The organism is Paludibaculum fermentans (genome assembly GCF_015277775.1).
Lineage (GTDB): Bacteria > Acidobacteriota > Terriglobia > Bryobacterales > Bryobacteraceae > Paludibaculum > Paludibaculum fermentans.
The window spans coordinates 5,170,062-5,183,251 of record NZ_CP063849.1 but is presented as its reverse complement, the minus strand read 5'-3'; the positions used below and the strand labels follow the sequence as shown (position 1 = coordinate 5,183,251).

Sequence of the window (13,190 nt, the reverse complement as noted above, 5' to 3'; positions counted from 1 at the left end):
TCGAAATCCGCGTTAGGCGCCTGCGGCACTCCGGGTGCGGCGAATGCGCCGGGCAAGGGCGGACAGCGCCAGCCCGGCTCCGATGAGTGAGTAAGTGGCCGGTTCCGGCACCGAATCCACCTGCGCGAACAGGCCGTCCGCTTCGTCATTCAGTCCGGCGGTCAGGTAGAGCGAGTTGGCGTTGCCGCCCTGTTTCCCGTTGCCGAAAGCCAGGCCCCACAGGCCGCTGTTCACCAGGGGATTGCCTCCCAGGTCGGCCAGCGTGCCAACCAGGGTGCCGTTGAGGTCGAACGCGTTGATCTTTCCATCTCCGAAATTGCCCACCAGCAGTTTGCCGCCGAGGCTGCCGAAACCAGCCGGCGCGATGGCGAGCCCCCACGGAGAGTTCAAGGCGCCTTGCGTGATCACGCGTTGAATGAAGTTCCCGTTGAGGTCGAACTTCGAGACGAAGCCGTTGCCCGGACCGGCCTCGTCATCCCCGCCGACTCCGACTTTGGCGTAGGTCACATATAGCGCTCCGCCAAGGTTCTGGATGTTGAACGGTGCGAAGCCCGACGGGAGGCCCGGGTCAGTGAAGTTTCCGGATGGCGGCACGCCCCCGCCGTCCGTGAGGACATCAATCTTTCCGTTCGCAAAGTCGGCTGCGTAGAGCGTCACCACACCGCCGTTCGTGCCAATGGCCAGCCCTTTGAATTCGGCGCCCTGTCCTGAGAAGTCCTGCAGAACTTCCGCATTTGTGCCAAGCCCGCCTCGCCAGCCGGCGATCTTCCCATCTTCGGTTGCGAAGATAAACGCATCCCCGTTGAAGGCTCCGGGCGTCCCATTGAAAACTTGCCCGGTGGGCGTGCCGTTTCCGGGGATCGTGACCTCGAGGCCCAATTTGGTGCCCGCGGTGTTGTATAGCGTGGATAGGCCGGTGCCATTGTCCGAAATCCAGAAGGGGCTCGCCGGGCTCATCGCAATGCCCCAGGGGTTCTTCAGGTTGGCATCGGTGGTCACTGCCATGCCTGGGATGTTCGATACGAGGTTTGTCTGGTGGAAACCCGCAATCGGACTGGCCAACATCGCCGGTCCGGTCAAGCTCCCGGTTACCAACGCGATCATCAACAATCGAGTGGACATTAAATCCCTCCGCATATTTCTTGGACATTTCGGCGGGCTACGCGGAACGCTTAGAGCGGCAAGGGATCAGGGGCCGAGCGTTCACTCGTGCCCATGAATAACGGCTCAACAGCTATCCCGCGACCACGCCGGTTCTCCCGGGTGAGCCTGATATGGGGTTCACCGTGGCGGGTCAGTGATTATGTCTTTGCGCGTCCCGGTGCCCCGATTCACGAGCGAGCCGGCCGCTCTTCTCTTTGTTTCCCGCAGGCCGAGAGGCAACTGCGCGGGCACGACATTCACCGTACTGCTCGATTCTGGACGCCCGGAGGCGGGTGTCCAGACTGGTTATTCGCCGCTTCCTTCCCTTGGGGCGTGATGAGACAACCAGAACGTCCGCGTAGGATGTTAACCCGGAGCACCACTGCAAGAAGGACTGTCTTTCGGGCACAGGGGCGTTGCGCCGCGATGCGGCGCGGCCAGGTTTTGCGGCATTTGCGGATTATCCAGCGGGCCAGGTTGAACTTAATCAAGGGGTGGAGGGCAAAGTGCGGAGAGGAGGCTGACGAATGAGCGGGATGGAACGATGGCGGAGAACCGGCGAAACGTCAGCGGGGCTGGGTGTGGGGGAGCGCACCCCGGCAGGAGCCCGCCAGGGTGCGCGCGAGCAGGAGGCTACTTGGCAGGGCGCGGGCGCGGGGTGGCGTCGGCCTCGGTCAGGCCCATGGTCCACTTGACCGCTTCCAGCCACATCTGGCGGATATCCGGCCGGTCCCACGATTCCGGGGTGTGGCCGAACGTGGAGTAGAAGACCCGGCCCTTGCCGTAGTTTTTGATCCAGGCCACCGCGAAATCCTTGTCCGTTCGCTTCACCGCCGGCTTGGTCAGATCCAGCTTGTTCTCATCCAGGCGCAGCAGCACCCGGCACTTCTCGCGCGAGAAGTTCTTCGCCTGGTAGATCTCGTCCAGAGTCGTGAACTCCTTCGAGAAGTGGCGCACGATGGGGTTCGACGGGTCCTCGACAACGATGGGGGCCTGGAACGTATTCCAGGGATGGCCATCGAAATACCCGCCGATCATCTCGCCATACTCGGGCCAGTCGTAGAAGCTGTCCGGAGCGGAATGCACACCGATGAAGCCCTTGCCGTCGTCGCGGACAAAGGACAGCAGTGCGGACTTCTGCTCGTCCGTGAGCTGGAAGTTGCCGGTGGTGTAGAAGGCAACCGCGTCGAAATAGTCGAGGTTCTTGGCGTTGTTGGGCAGCTTCTGCTTCGTCAGGAGATACGTATCGCTCTTGAAGTAGGTATCCCAAAGCGTGGATTCGCGGCCGAGGTTCCAGAGTGTAGCCATGGCCTGCGACGTGGAATCGTGCTGAAAGCCCTGCCGCTCGCCAACCGTGTTGTTGGCGCCGATCACCAGGAGCCTCTTTTTGCGGGCCTGGGCCTGGAGGGTATGATTGACGGGGGCGCATAGGCCCAAAACGATCAGGCAAATGGATGCGATTCGAAGGGGTTTCATGAGGGGGGATGCACCGTTTCCGGGCCATCATACCATTCGCCTGGTGGCAGTGATGCTCATCAGTGCCGTGTGTTGGGGGCAGGGTGTTGACGATGCGCAGGCGCTGAACAAGGCGGGCGGCGAGTTCCTCTATGGCGGCGAGTATGAGAAGGCGCTGGACGCCTTCGGCAAGGCCCGCAGCCTGTTTCACGAACGCGGAGAAGTGCGCCAGGAGGCTGTCTCGTGGGTGAACATCGGCGCGGTCCATTTCTACCGCGGCCGCTATGTTGAGGCCTGGGATGTCTACAATCGCGCCGCCACCATGGCGGAAGAGCGTGCAGGCGAGCCGTGGGTGCCGGATGTCCTGCAGTTTGTCGACGTAAACCGCGCCGCACTGCTGCAGAAGCTGGGTAAGGATCACGACGCACTGGATATCTACCTGAAGCTGCGGCGGGCCGGCCAGAAGCTGGAGGCCGGGGAAGAGGCTCGTGTCCTAGCGAACCTGGGGGCGCTCTATCGCCGCCTGGGCGACCCCTACAAGGCTCTGGAAACCGAGCGCGCCTCCGTCGCCTTATTCCGCCAGGTTCAGGACGTCGATGGCCAGTTGGGAGCCATGAAGAACATCGCCATCGCGCAGGCCATGGAGTTCCAGGACTACTCAGCCGCGCGCGCCGGGTTCGCCGAGGCCCTCGCGCTGGCGCACCGCAGCGGCAACAAACGCGAGGAGCTGCAGTGCGAGCTGTACCTGGGTGAGGCGCTCTTCCGGACTGGCGATGAAGCCGGAGCCCGGCTCCGCTGGCAGAGTGTGCTGGACAACGCGCGCAGTCTCAAATTGCCGGAAGAGCAGTGGAAAGCCCTCTATGGCCTGGGCCGGGTGGATCACGACCGGTCGCAGTGGCAGGCCGCGGCGGCCGTCATCGAATCGACGCGCGCTGACCTGAGACGCGCGGAATTGCGCGGCGGGTTTCTGGCTGACAAGCGCGATGTGTTCGATGCCCTGATCGAGAGCGCGGCCAGCGATGCAGAACGGCTGGATTGGCTGGAGCGGTCGCGCGGGCGCACCACGTTACCCCTGCCGCAATTGCGCGGCAAAGTGCCGGCCGGCTCAGCCCTGCTGGTGTACTGGGTGGGGCGGAAGCAGGCCGGCGTGCTAAAGATCACACAAGCCGGTAGCCAGTGGAGCGCGATCCACCTGCCGGCGCGAACAGCTTCCGATGTTCTGCCGCCTTTGGACGGGATCCATCGCCTGGTCCTGGTGCCTGACGGCACGCTGGCCGGGGTCGCCTTCGATGCCCTGGCTTGGGCCGACGGCACGAAGGTGGTGGAACGGTATGAGACCTGGAGCCTGCCTTCGTCCACATTCCTGCCTGCGGCCGCCCGCAAGACCGGGGCGCGCTGGCCTTGGGAGGCTCAACTGCTGGGAATCGGTGATCCGGAGGTCCGCACGGCCTTGCCTGGAGACCCGGATTGGGCGCACCTGCCGCGCGCTGCCGCGGAGTTGGTCATGGTCTCGAAACAGCTGAATGGACAGGCGGATCTGCGGGTGAAAAGCGAGGCCCGCAAGCAGGCGTTAAACGAGGCGCGTGACTTCCGGGTGATCCATCTGGCCACGCACGCCGCCGCGGACTTCGAAAACCCTGCACGCTCGCGCATCCTCTTCTCGGGGCCTGAGTACTTGTATCTGCGCGATGTGGTCAAGCTGGATCTCCGTGGGGTTGAACTGGTCACCCTTTCCGCTTGCGAGACTGAGGCTGGAGCCGCGGCGCGGGGGGATTCTCCGATGAGTCTGGCTCGGGCTTTTCTGGAATCGGGCGCCGGGAGTGTGGTGGGTTCGCTGTGGGCGGTCCGCGATGAAGCCGCCGCCGATTTCATGCAGCGCTTCTACCGGGAGTTGAGCAACGGGACGCCTCGCGGGGCCGCCGTTCGCACAGCCAAGCTCGAGATGATGCAAAAGGGGGCGCCTGTGGAGGATTGGGCCGCCTTTGTCCTGTCCGGAGACGGCTTGAGTCCACTGACGCCCTATTGGTCCTGGAGCGTGTTGCTGAGCGGCGCTGCCGCTACCCTGGCCGCCGCGGGCCTCGCCCTCAGTTTGAGGACGGGACGGAGGGGATAACGGGTTGAATCGTGCCGGCGTTGCGGTCGCCTGCGATACCCATCAATCTTACCGGAGCGCTGGATTGAATCCGCAGCGTGGTGCCGGCCGGCAAGGCCAAGCCCGGGAAAACCTCTTCCATATCTTTCAATAGCTGTTCCCGCGGCAGCAGGGTCGCGTTGGCAGAGGCGAAACCCACCCCGTCAGGACTTGCCACTTCGAGACGAACCGCGATCGCATCCTGCGAGGGATTCTGCAGCGCGATCCCCTGGAACGCTCCGGACTCCGGGCTGAGTTGCGAGACGGGCAGGATGGCAGTGTCGAAGGTACGCGGGGCAAAGAGCGGTTTGGCCGCGCTCAGGTTATCGAACAGGCTGGGGGAGGTATCGATGCCGCTCAACGAGGTGTAGAAGCGCTTCTCTGACTGGTCGGGATTGGTCACCTCGAGATAGCGCAGATCCAGGCTGAAGGGCGTACCGGAGGTGACGTGGAGCTCGGTGGAGGAGACGTATTCCACCTGCAGCGCATCGGCGGCATAGTTTGCCACGCCGGGTGCACTGTACGCCGCCACCTGGCTCTGGGGCGTGAAGCCGCGCCCAGTCACCTTAACGAACTCGCCCGGCTGAATCGTGCCGCCGCCCGGGAAGACATCATCAATAGATAGGGACCCGTCGACGGCCACGCTGCCCGCTTTGTTGCTTTCAATGGTCCAGGGCGTACCATCGGGCTGGTAGAACTCCGAATTGGCTCCTATCGTGAAAAGCGAGCTCGTGCCGGCCGGCAGGCCATCGCGCAGCTTTACAGAAATGGAGAAGATCGGGTACCACGGCAGCTTGCCCAGGTTGCCAGTGGGGGAGGCTGCCTCGACCACCAGCACGTTCCCTCTGCGGGTGGCGACGCCTGTGGCTTCCACGTTTTCGCTGTAGGCGCCGACGGACATGATCTGCTCGACCACTTGCTCGTCGAATTCGAGGTAAAGCTTCGTACGGATGATGGGCTTTGGTTCGGTCAGCGTGATGCGAACCTGCGCAACGCCGCCCGGCGGCGCGGCTTCGCTGGACACTTCCAACCAAAGACCCTTGTACTTTCCGCCGTAGTATCCGGAGTAGTCACCGGCTGATAACAGTCCCAGCCCGGCTGTCAGGAAAACCAACACCAGTTTCATGCGATCTGCCCTCTGATACGCGCACGTGCGTTTTGAAAGGATAACTCAACTAGCGGCTGGCGGAGGGAAGAACCTTAAATCGCTCGGAAGCGGACTCTGCGATCACCCCACCTGAGGCACTGAGTGCCTTCACCCGCCAAAGCAGCGCTTTGCGCGGAAGCATGAAGCGTTGGATGTCCGGCGCGGAATTTAGTTTCGTCTGATTTGTGCGGCCCGTCCAGAGAGGTGTGCCGTCTACTTCGGTGATCTGGAACTCGTAGGCCGCGGCCTTGTCGACCGGGTCCCATTGGAAGAAATCGGGGGCGGTCTCCACATCTCCGGAAGGGGACTGGAGGTGAACCTGCGACGAGCGGACGACGCTGGCGCCCGTTTCAGGGGTACGCAGGCCCGGACCGGCCATGCGGCGCAGTTGCAGCGATCCGGCCACAATCAGGAGGATCGCGGCCAGGCTGAAAGCCCAGCGTGGCATGGGTGATGGGCCCAGCCAGGCGAACCAGCTACGCTTCGGAGCGGGCTTCCTGAGGCGTGACTCGATCCATTCGATATCGGCCTTCTCGTCGGCCCGGACGTCAGCTTCCAGGAATTCGCGATAGGAGGCGGCGACGTGGCTGCAAGCGGGGCAGGCTTCGACGTGGGCCGCGAGCTGATCCGCGCGCCCTTCCACAAAGGCTTCAATTTCAGCAGGTTCCAGGCAATGGCCGGGGGCGCGGAGAGCCTCGTTATCGTTCATGCTGCGACCTCCATCGCCGCGCGGCTTCGGACAGTTTCCGGCGGGCGCTCACTATATACGCCTTGGCTCCGCTGGGATTGGTGAGTCCCATGGCCCGCGTGATGGCGTCCAAGGGGATCTCCTCCAGAAAGTGCATGACAAACACGCGCTGCTCGGTCTTGTCGAGCGAGTCTCGAATCCAGGTCCGGGCGAGCTCCAGTTGCGATTCCTGGGTCAGGCGGTCCTCGATGGACGCGCCGGAGGGAGCGGCCAGGCTCAACAGCAACTCCTCGCCACCGGACTCCGGCCGGCTGGCTTTGCTCTTGATGGCGTTCAGGCAATGATTGCGGCAGACAGTGAAGAGCCAGGTCGTGAATTTGGAGTTGCCCTGAAAGGTCTCCAGGCGGCGAAACGTATTCGCCATCACCTCTTGCGATAGGTCCAGGGCCTCTTCGCGATTGGCGGAGTAGCGCAGGCACCAAAGGACAACGCGACGCTGGTGACGGGAGAAAAGTTCGTGCAGCCAAGGATTTGACGGGTCCGGCCGGCCGGACTCCAGCGCCCGAGCCACCAGCTCTTCGTCGCTGAATTCGTTCATGCGGCGTTGTATCTTTCCGAAACGCCTGGATGCCCGCTTCCGTCATACAACGGTTAAGACAGCGCTTGGGGCTCGCGGGAACAACTCCGTGCGACCTTGCTGCAGGCGATCTTCCAGAGATCATCATAACGGACGAGGGGGGCATTCGGCAGTTGAGGATGTGGCTCCGGGGATTCTACAATGCAAGATGGACCAGCACGGCCGCATCGAGAGAGGGCGTGTGCGTCCGAATTCGAAGTTCTGGCGTCTAATAGCGAGGGAGAGAACCTATGGCACTGCGCCCGTTACACGACCGAGTGCTGGTAAAGCGCGTGGAGCAAGGCGAAGCGCAGGTGGGCGGTATAATTATTCCGGACACCGCGAAGGAGAAGCCGCAGCGTGGCGAAGTGGTAGCCGTCGGCAATGGTAAGTTGCTGGAGAACGGGCAGCGTTGCGGTCTCGAAGTGAAATCCGGTGACGTTATTCTCTTCGGCAAGTACTCCGGTTCGGATGTAAAGATTGATGGAGTCGAGTACCTGATTCTACGCGAGGACGAAATTCTGGCGGTGCTCGGCTAGAGCCGGGCCCCTCAAAGTAAGTTTTAAGGAGTTTGAAGATTCTCATGATTGCGATCCGCTGGAAACGTCTCGCCGGTTTGGCTGCCCTGATGCTCTGCGCCACAGTGGTGGCCTCAGCTCAAGTGAAGGTCGCGGCCGTCAACCTGCAAAAGGCCCTGGCCGATACGGCCGAGATCAAGCAGGCCGAAGCCGACCTGAAGGCCAAATTCGGGCCCCGCCAGGATGAATTGGCGAACCTCGAAAAGGAAGTTGCCAAGCTGAGCCAGGACTACGAAACCAATCAGGCCAAGTACAACGAGGCCGCCCTGGCCGACATGGCTGCCAGGATCCAGATGAAGCAGCGCCAGCTGCAGCGCAACAGCGAAGGCCTGCAGAACGAAGTGAATCGCGAGCGGCAGGACATCCTGCAGCGCGTGGGTCAGCGGCTGCAGGAAGTCGTGAAGAAGGTGTCCGAGGAGAAGGGCCTGGATCTCGTTGTCGATGGCGCCAACCTCCTGTACTTCAAGCCGACGATGGACATCTCAGCCGACGTCACCGCCGCTTACGACAAAGCGTATCCGTCGAAAAAGTAGTCTAGGACAGGAGGACCCGAGTCATGGCCGGGTATCTGGACAGCTACGGAGTCTCCGATGCGAAGCGCGAACGTGGAGTGAAACGCGTCGTCATCGCCGCCGTGGCTGTTGTCCTGCTTTCCGTGGCCGGCTACTTCTTTCTGCACGACTTCCAGGAGAAGCGGCAGATCTCGAAGTTTCTCGACCTGCTGAAAGATAAGAAATACGAAGACGCGTACCGCCTGTGGGGTTGCGATCCGGCTAAGCCGTGCCGCGACTATAACCTCCAGCGGTTCCTGGAGGATTGGGGACCGAAGAGCGCGCACGCCGATATCACGCTGGCGAGCATCCGCCGCACACGCTCGTGCGACGGGGGCGTGATCCAGATTCTCCAGTTTCCGAAGGAAGAAGTCCTGCTCTACGTGGACCGGAAGGACCGAAACCTCAGTTTCAGCCCGTTTGAGTACTGCGTCGATGCCACCGGACGCAACACGAAGTTTCTGGATATCTTCTTCAAATAGCCACGCCTGCGCGGCCGGGGTGAGCCCACTCGATCTAGTGGTAGCATGAGGCATGCTTTTGCCTTCGGCCGGTTCGGGTCAGGGATTGGCGCCGGTTGTCGTGGGCGCGGGATTGATCTATGCAGGCGTCTGGATGGCCGTCCAGCCCGCCGGTGCATGGCGGCTGATCCAGGACTTTATGGAAGGTATCCAGCGCTTTAGCAGCGCGCTGCAGGGCGGGCATCCCTGGGCCGTAACGTCCCGTGGTTCGGCTGGAAACCCACCCGCCGCCACTTCACTCCGTCTGGCGGGGGCTGTGGTCGCGTTGTTGGGTGTCGTTTCCCTGTCCGGCGGCTTGGGCCAGTGGGCCTGATGCGGACGATGTCCATTATTGGAAAACTATCCTGCGAGAAATCATGTTGGTAGAGCCTTCAGCCGCATTCCAAGCCCTGGTGGCAGGCGATGAACAGGCGATGGAACTCGATGCCGCGGCAATCGAACTGGCGTCCATCCACACCGGGCCTTGTGATCCCGAGCCGATCCTGCGGCTTCTGGATGAATGGGCCGGGCAAATCGAAGGCATGCTGATGCCCGGCGCGGGTGGGGCTCATTTCCTCAGCGCCGTCAACCGGGTTCTGTTCGACGGGGTGGGCCTGCGCGGTGATCGGGAAGACTACTATGCGGCGGAGAACAGTTGCCTGCCGCTGGTCATCGAGAGGCGCAAGGGACTGCCGATTACCCTCTCCGTCATCTACCTAGAGATCGCCCGTCGATTGCTGCGGCCTGTATATGGCGTTGCCCTGCCGGCTCACTTCGTGTGCCAGTACAACGACGGGCTGGTGCGAGTTTACGTCGATGTGTTCGATCAAGGCCGGCTGCTGACCGAAGAGGACTGTGTCGAAAAGATTCGCGAGCTCACGGCGCGGCCCGGCCAGAGCGTGGAACTACAGTTTGTGCCCTGCGGCAAGCGGGCGATTGTGGGCCGCATGTTGAGGAATCTATGGGGCTCTTACCGCCGCGCCGGAGACAACCCCAGGGCAGGCATCGTGGAGAATTGGCTTCGTTTTGTAGCGCCTTAGTCTCCTGCTGGAACGAACGATTCCAGGCACTGTCTCCCAATTCCAGCTAAAATCATTACGCGGAGGAAATGAACTTACCCGTTCACGAGCTTGAGGCGCGCCTGCACCAGTTCAACAAGCTGATGCAGGAGTTGCTGCGCGGCCGCATTCAGCGCAACACGTTCCAGTCCTGGGAAGTGGAGGTGCTGCTGGATATCGAGTCCTGCGAACTGCGCGACGCCAACCGCCGTGAGGTGCTGCGGCGCTACCAGAAGGCCGCCAATCGGTATGTGGACCGCGGCGGACGCACCCTGCTCAAGCTCTCAGAGTACCTGGAGAAGAAGCACAGGCTGCCCATTGCGGGGCCGGTGGAGAACGGCGCCGACCCGGTCGTCTGACTCGCAACCGCCGGACGGCCAGCGCCCGGTCAGAAGCTCTCCTTCGGGATCCTGCCCTCCGAAACATCGGTTGTGTCGTAGACGTAGATGGACCACCCGATGCGGGCCAGCGGTTGTCTTGCCCTCAGCCAGGCGTACCAGGCGCGCTCGTGATAGACCCCTTCCAGCAGAGTCACACTGATAGCGGCCAGGTGGCACGGCGGACGCTCGCCTGCACGCAGGTGCATATTGGCTGGGATCGCCCAGCCCTGAAACCGGAAGTACTTCTCATCGGCCGAGCCAAAGTAGGCCAGGCAGACGTCATTCCGCCCGCGCGCGTCCAGCCAGCGCCGGAGATTCCCTAAGTCCTGTCCCCAGTCCAGGTTGGAGTCCAACAGCAGCTTCGGGCCGTTCGCCGGTCCGCCCACCGCCGGATTGAAGAACGCGATGTCGTGCGGCGCAATGTAAGCGGACTCGCCCACCAGCACAAGGCAGGCCACGCCCACCAGGGCGGGAGCCGCCTTCCTGTACACCTGAACGGAATGCCGGGCGATGAGAACGGCTACCAGCGCGTAGGTAAAGGGGAATACCGGCAGCAGGTGGCGCACGCCGATGTTGATCCCGCTGGTCAGGCAGAGCACCCAATAGATGCCAAGCGGGACCGCCAGGACCAGCAGGTCCCGGCTGAAACGGCGCAGCAGTGGCAGCGCCAGCAGGCACAGCAGCAGGGCGCCCAACGGGGTCTTGACCAGGAAGACAAACGGGAAATAGCTCCACGTCCCATGCAGCCGCACCATGCCCAGCATGTAGGATGGGTGTCCGGCCTTCTGATGCAACGCCATCTCATTCAATCCAAGGAAGAAGGGATGCGCCGGCAGGTGCAGGTAGCGTCCGCCCACGCGCAGCGCATAGCCAATCGCCGTGTCTTTCTTGACGACGTCGTTCAGCCGGGGCGCATGGCGCGAGCGCAGCGTTTCCGGACCATAGCTGACGGCCACCACAAGCCCGCTCACCAGGATCAGCCCCGCCAACTGCAGCAGCGTCGTGCGCCAGGGTGTCCGGTGCAGCAGCCACAGCACGGCAAAGACCGGCAGCAGGAAGACGGCCGAGAACTTGGAAACCAACGCCGCGCCCAGGGCGAGCCCGGCCCAAAGGATATCTAGCGGGTGGCCCCGCCTCTGCATGCGGTCGAACGCCAGGACGGCGAGGAAGCAAGTCAGTGTTGCGATGAAGTCGGTGGTGACGTAGTGCCCATGCGCGGAGAGGTTCGGGTCAAGCGTGACCAGGAATACGGCCAGCAGCGCCGCCGGTGGGCCGTAGCGGGCTCGCATCCAGAACGCCATGGTCAGGGCCAGGACCAGGGTCAGGGCAATCGTCACCAGCCTCGCAGGCAGCAGGATCTGCTCCGGCTTCAGAGTTTGCTGGTGATACAGCAGATCGCGGCCGACCGCGATGGCGTCCGCTTCTTTCCATCCCTGCGAGTCAAGTTTTGGGTCGGGCTTCAGAAACAGCAGAGGCAACGCATTGAGAACCCGGCCCAGCGGAGGGTGCTCCGGATTCAGGCGGTAATCGCCGGTCAGCAGGATGGTGTAACCCGCCGAGAGGTGCAGGCCTTCGTCGAAAACCTGCGTCTCCTGCAGCGCGGCGGTGAACTGCCGGGCGAACTGTAGCGAGACAAGAGCCAGTACACAGGCAAGCCATACGGCCCGCCTGTGCAGAAGCCTACTCCACACGCCGCGCGCCGGCTGATGGCGTGAAGCGATAAACAGCCGGAGTCAGATTCCACTGGGCCTGGTAGCGCGCGATGATCTCGTTTTCGAAGCGATCAACATCTTTCGGATCCACCAGGTTCACTGTGCAGCCGCCGAAGCCGCCGCCGGTCATGCGGGCGCCGTAGACGCCGTCGATCGTGAGCGCCGTATCAACCAGGGAATCTAACTCCACGCAGCTCACTTCGTAATCGTGCTGCAGGCTGCGATGGGATTCCACCATCAGCTTGCCCATCAGTGGCAGGTCGTTGTCCTCCGCCGCGGCGAAGAAGTTCTCCACGCGCAGGTCCTCAAGGATGACGTGGCGGGCGCGGGCCAGCGGAATCTCTTCCATCTTGGATGCGGCACGCTCCAATTCGCCCAGGGTGACGTCGCGGAGAGCCGTTTTCCCGGGGAAGTGAGAGAGTGCCTGATGGCATTCCGCCACCCGATCGCGGTAGGCCGAAGAGCCTAACTCGTGCTTTACCATCGAGTTGACGACCACGACTTCCGCGCCATCCGGGATGGGCGCCAGTTTGTGCGTGTTGGACCGGCAATCCAGCATGATCGCTTTATGCGCCTCGCCAAAGACCGAGGCGTATTGATCCATGATTCCGCAAGGCATGCCGACGAACTCGCGCTCCGCCCGCTGGCACAACTGGGCAAGCTCCAGCTTAGTGACCTCGTTGTCGCCCAGCAGGGCCAATGCTCCGGAAACCTCGAGGGCCGCCGAGGAGCTGAGCCCGCCGCCTGTCGGCACCGACGAGTCGATCGCCAGATGCATCGGTTTCAGCTCAAGACCCAGCGCCAGGATCTGCTGTGCCACGCCCAGGACGTAATCGGCCCACGTGCCGGTCTTCGACATGCCCGCAATCGAATCGATGGGGTAGGAAAGATCCCCGGGAAACTGCCTGGACGTCAGCCGGATCTCTTTCTTCCGGATCGAACCCACCCGGATGTCGCAGCCAACCGCGATGGCGATGGGCATCACGAAGCCTGCGTTATAGTCCGTGTGTTCACCGATCAGGTTGACGCGCCCGGGGGCGTGATAGTGCTTTATGCGCGGCGCGCGAGCCACAGAAAGATGCCTCCAAAAGCAATGGAAAAGATGCCGAAGTACAGATTTAGGTTGGAGTCCAGCAATGGCGCGTTGAAGTTCGCCATCAGCCCCGTCCCCGTCAGCAGCAGGCCGAGTAGGCCGAAGAAGTAGCCGGCCGGTTTTCGCAGATCCAGCATG

Annotated in this window: 15 protein-coding genes; 7 read left to right on the top strand and 8 right to left on the bottom strand. The window is 62.5% G+C overall.

Annotated elements, in window-relative coordinates; genetic code table 11:
* Positions 1-12 precede the first annotated feature (12 nt).
* Positions 13-1,122 carry a TIGR03118 family protein gene (locus tag IRI77_RS20330; protein ID WP_194446856.1) on the bottom strand — a complete coding sequence of 370 codons (1,110 nt, stop codon included), beginning with the start codon at positions 1,120-1,122 and terminating at the stop codon, positions 13-15.
* A 654-nt stretch (positions 1,123-1,776) separates the two neighbouring features.
* Complete coding sequence (locus tag IRI77_RS20325) at positions 1,777-2,619, bottom strand: ThuA domain-containing protein (protein WP_194446855.1); 843 nt, start codon at positions 2,617-2,619, stop codon at positions 1,777-1,779.
* A 52-nt stretch (positions 2,620-2,671) separates the two neighbouring features.
* Between IRI77_RS20325 and IRI77_RS20320 the strand changes: the two genes are divergently transcribed.
* Positions 2,672-4,711, top strand: coding sequence for a CHAT domain-containing protein (locus tag IRI77_RS20320; protein ID WP_194446854.1), 2,040 nt, complete (start codon positions 2,672-2,674; stop codon positions 4,709-4,711).
* On the opposite strand, the gene IRI77_RS20315 is transcribed toward IRI77_RS20320, so the two are convergent.
* The 3 genes from IRI77_RS20315 to IRI77_RS20305 are packed head-to-tail and all read right to left on the bottom strand — an operon-like array spanning position 4,683 to position 7,162.
* Positions 4,683-5,855, bottom strand: a complete 1,173-nt coding sequence (locus IRI77_RS20315; protein ID WP_194446853.1) for a hypothetical protein — start codon at positions 5,853-5,855, stop codon at positions 4,683-4,685. The genes IRI77_RS20320 and IRI77_RS20315 overlap by 29 nt on opposite strands.
* A 49-nt stretch (positions 5,856-5,904) precedes the next feature.
* Entirely contained in the window at positions 5,905-6,585 is a 681-nt protein-coding gene (locus IRI77_RS20310; RefSeq protein ID WP_194446852.1) for a hypothetical protein, read from the bottom strand.
* Complete coding sequence (locus IRI77_RS20305; protein WP_194446851.1) at positions 6,575-7,162, bottom strand: RNA polymerase sigma factor; 588 nt, start codon at positions 7,160-7,162, stop codon at positions 6,575-6,577. The genes IRI77_RS20310 and IRI77_RS20305 overlap by 11 nt, the downstream gene beginning before the upstream one ends.
* Before the next feature lie 269 nt (positions 7,163-7,431).
* Between IRI77_RS20305 and groES the strand changes: the two genes are divergently transcribed.
* From groES to IRI77_RS20275, 6 genes are all read left to right on the top strand, one after another.
* Positions 7,432-7,719: a co-chaperone GroES gene (gene groES, locus IRI77_RS20300; protein ID WP_194446850.1), complete on the top strand. Its 288-nt coding sequence runs from the start codon at positions 7,432-7,434 to the stop codon at positions 7,717-7,719.
* A 44-nt stretch (positions 7,720-7,763) separates the two neighbouring features.
* A complete protein-coding gene (locus tag IRI77_RS20295) occupies positions 7,764-8,291 on the top strand; it encodes an OmpH family outer membrane protein (protein WP_194446849.1) in 528 nt (175 codons plus the stop codon).
* A gap of 23 nt (positions 8,292-8,314) precedes the next feature.
* Positions 8,315-8,791, top strand: a complete 477-nt coding sequence (locus IRI77_RS20290) for a hypothetical protein (RefSeq protein WP_194446848.1) — start codon at positions 8,315-8,317, stop codon at positions 8,789-8,791.
* 52 nt (positions 8,792-8,843) lie between these two features.
* Complete coding sequence (locus IRI77_RS20285; RefSeq protein ID WP_194446847.1) at positions 8,844-9,143, top strand: hypothetical protein; 300 nt, start codon at positions 8,844-8,846, stop codon at positions 9,141-9,143.
* A 43-nt stretch (positions 9,144-9,186) separates the two neighbouring features.
* Positions 9,187-9,849, top strand: coding sequence for a transglutaminase family protein (locus IRI77_RS20280; RefSeq protein ID WP_194446846.1), 663 nt, complete (start codon positions 9,187-9,189; stop codon positions 9,847-9,849).
* A 68-nt stretch (positions 9,850-9,917) separates the two neighbouring features.
* The gene (locus tag IRI77_RS20275) at positions 9,918-10,226 is read left to right on the top strand and encodes a hypothetical protein (RefSeq protein WP_194446845.1); all 309 of its coding nucleotides are present in this window, start codon (positions 9,918-9,920) and stop codon (positions 10,224-10,226) included.
* A gap of 29 nt (positions 10,227-10,255) precedes the next feature.
* On the opposite strand, the gene IRI77_RS20270 is transcribed toward IRI77_RS20275, so the two are convergent.
* From IRI77_RS20270 to IRI77_RS20260, 3 genes are read right to left on the bottom strand one after another with little or no spacing between them, the layout of a single operon-like run.
* Positions 10,256-11,938, bottom strand: a complete 1,683-nt coding sequence (locus tag IRI77_RS20270; RefSeq protein WP_194446844.1) for an ArnT family glycosyltransferase — start codon at positions 11,936-11,938, stop codon at positions 10,256-10,258.
* Positions 11,928-13,031, bottom strand: coding sequence for a galactokinase (gene galK / locus IRI77_RS20265; protein ID WP_194446843.1), 1,104 nt, complete (start codon positions 13,029-13,031; stop codon positions 11,928-11,930). Before galK ends, IRI77_RS20270 begins: the two co-directional genes overlap by 11 nt.
* Complete coding sequence (locus tag IRI77_RS20260) at positions 13,010-13,189, bottom strand: hypothetical protein (protein WP_194446842.1); 180 nt, start codon at positions 13,187-13,189, stop codon at positions 13,010-13,012. The genes galK and IRI77_RS20260 overlap by 22 nt, the downstream gene beginning before the upstream one ends.
* Position 13,190: the final 1 nt, after the last annotated feature.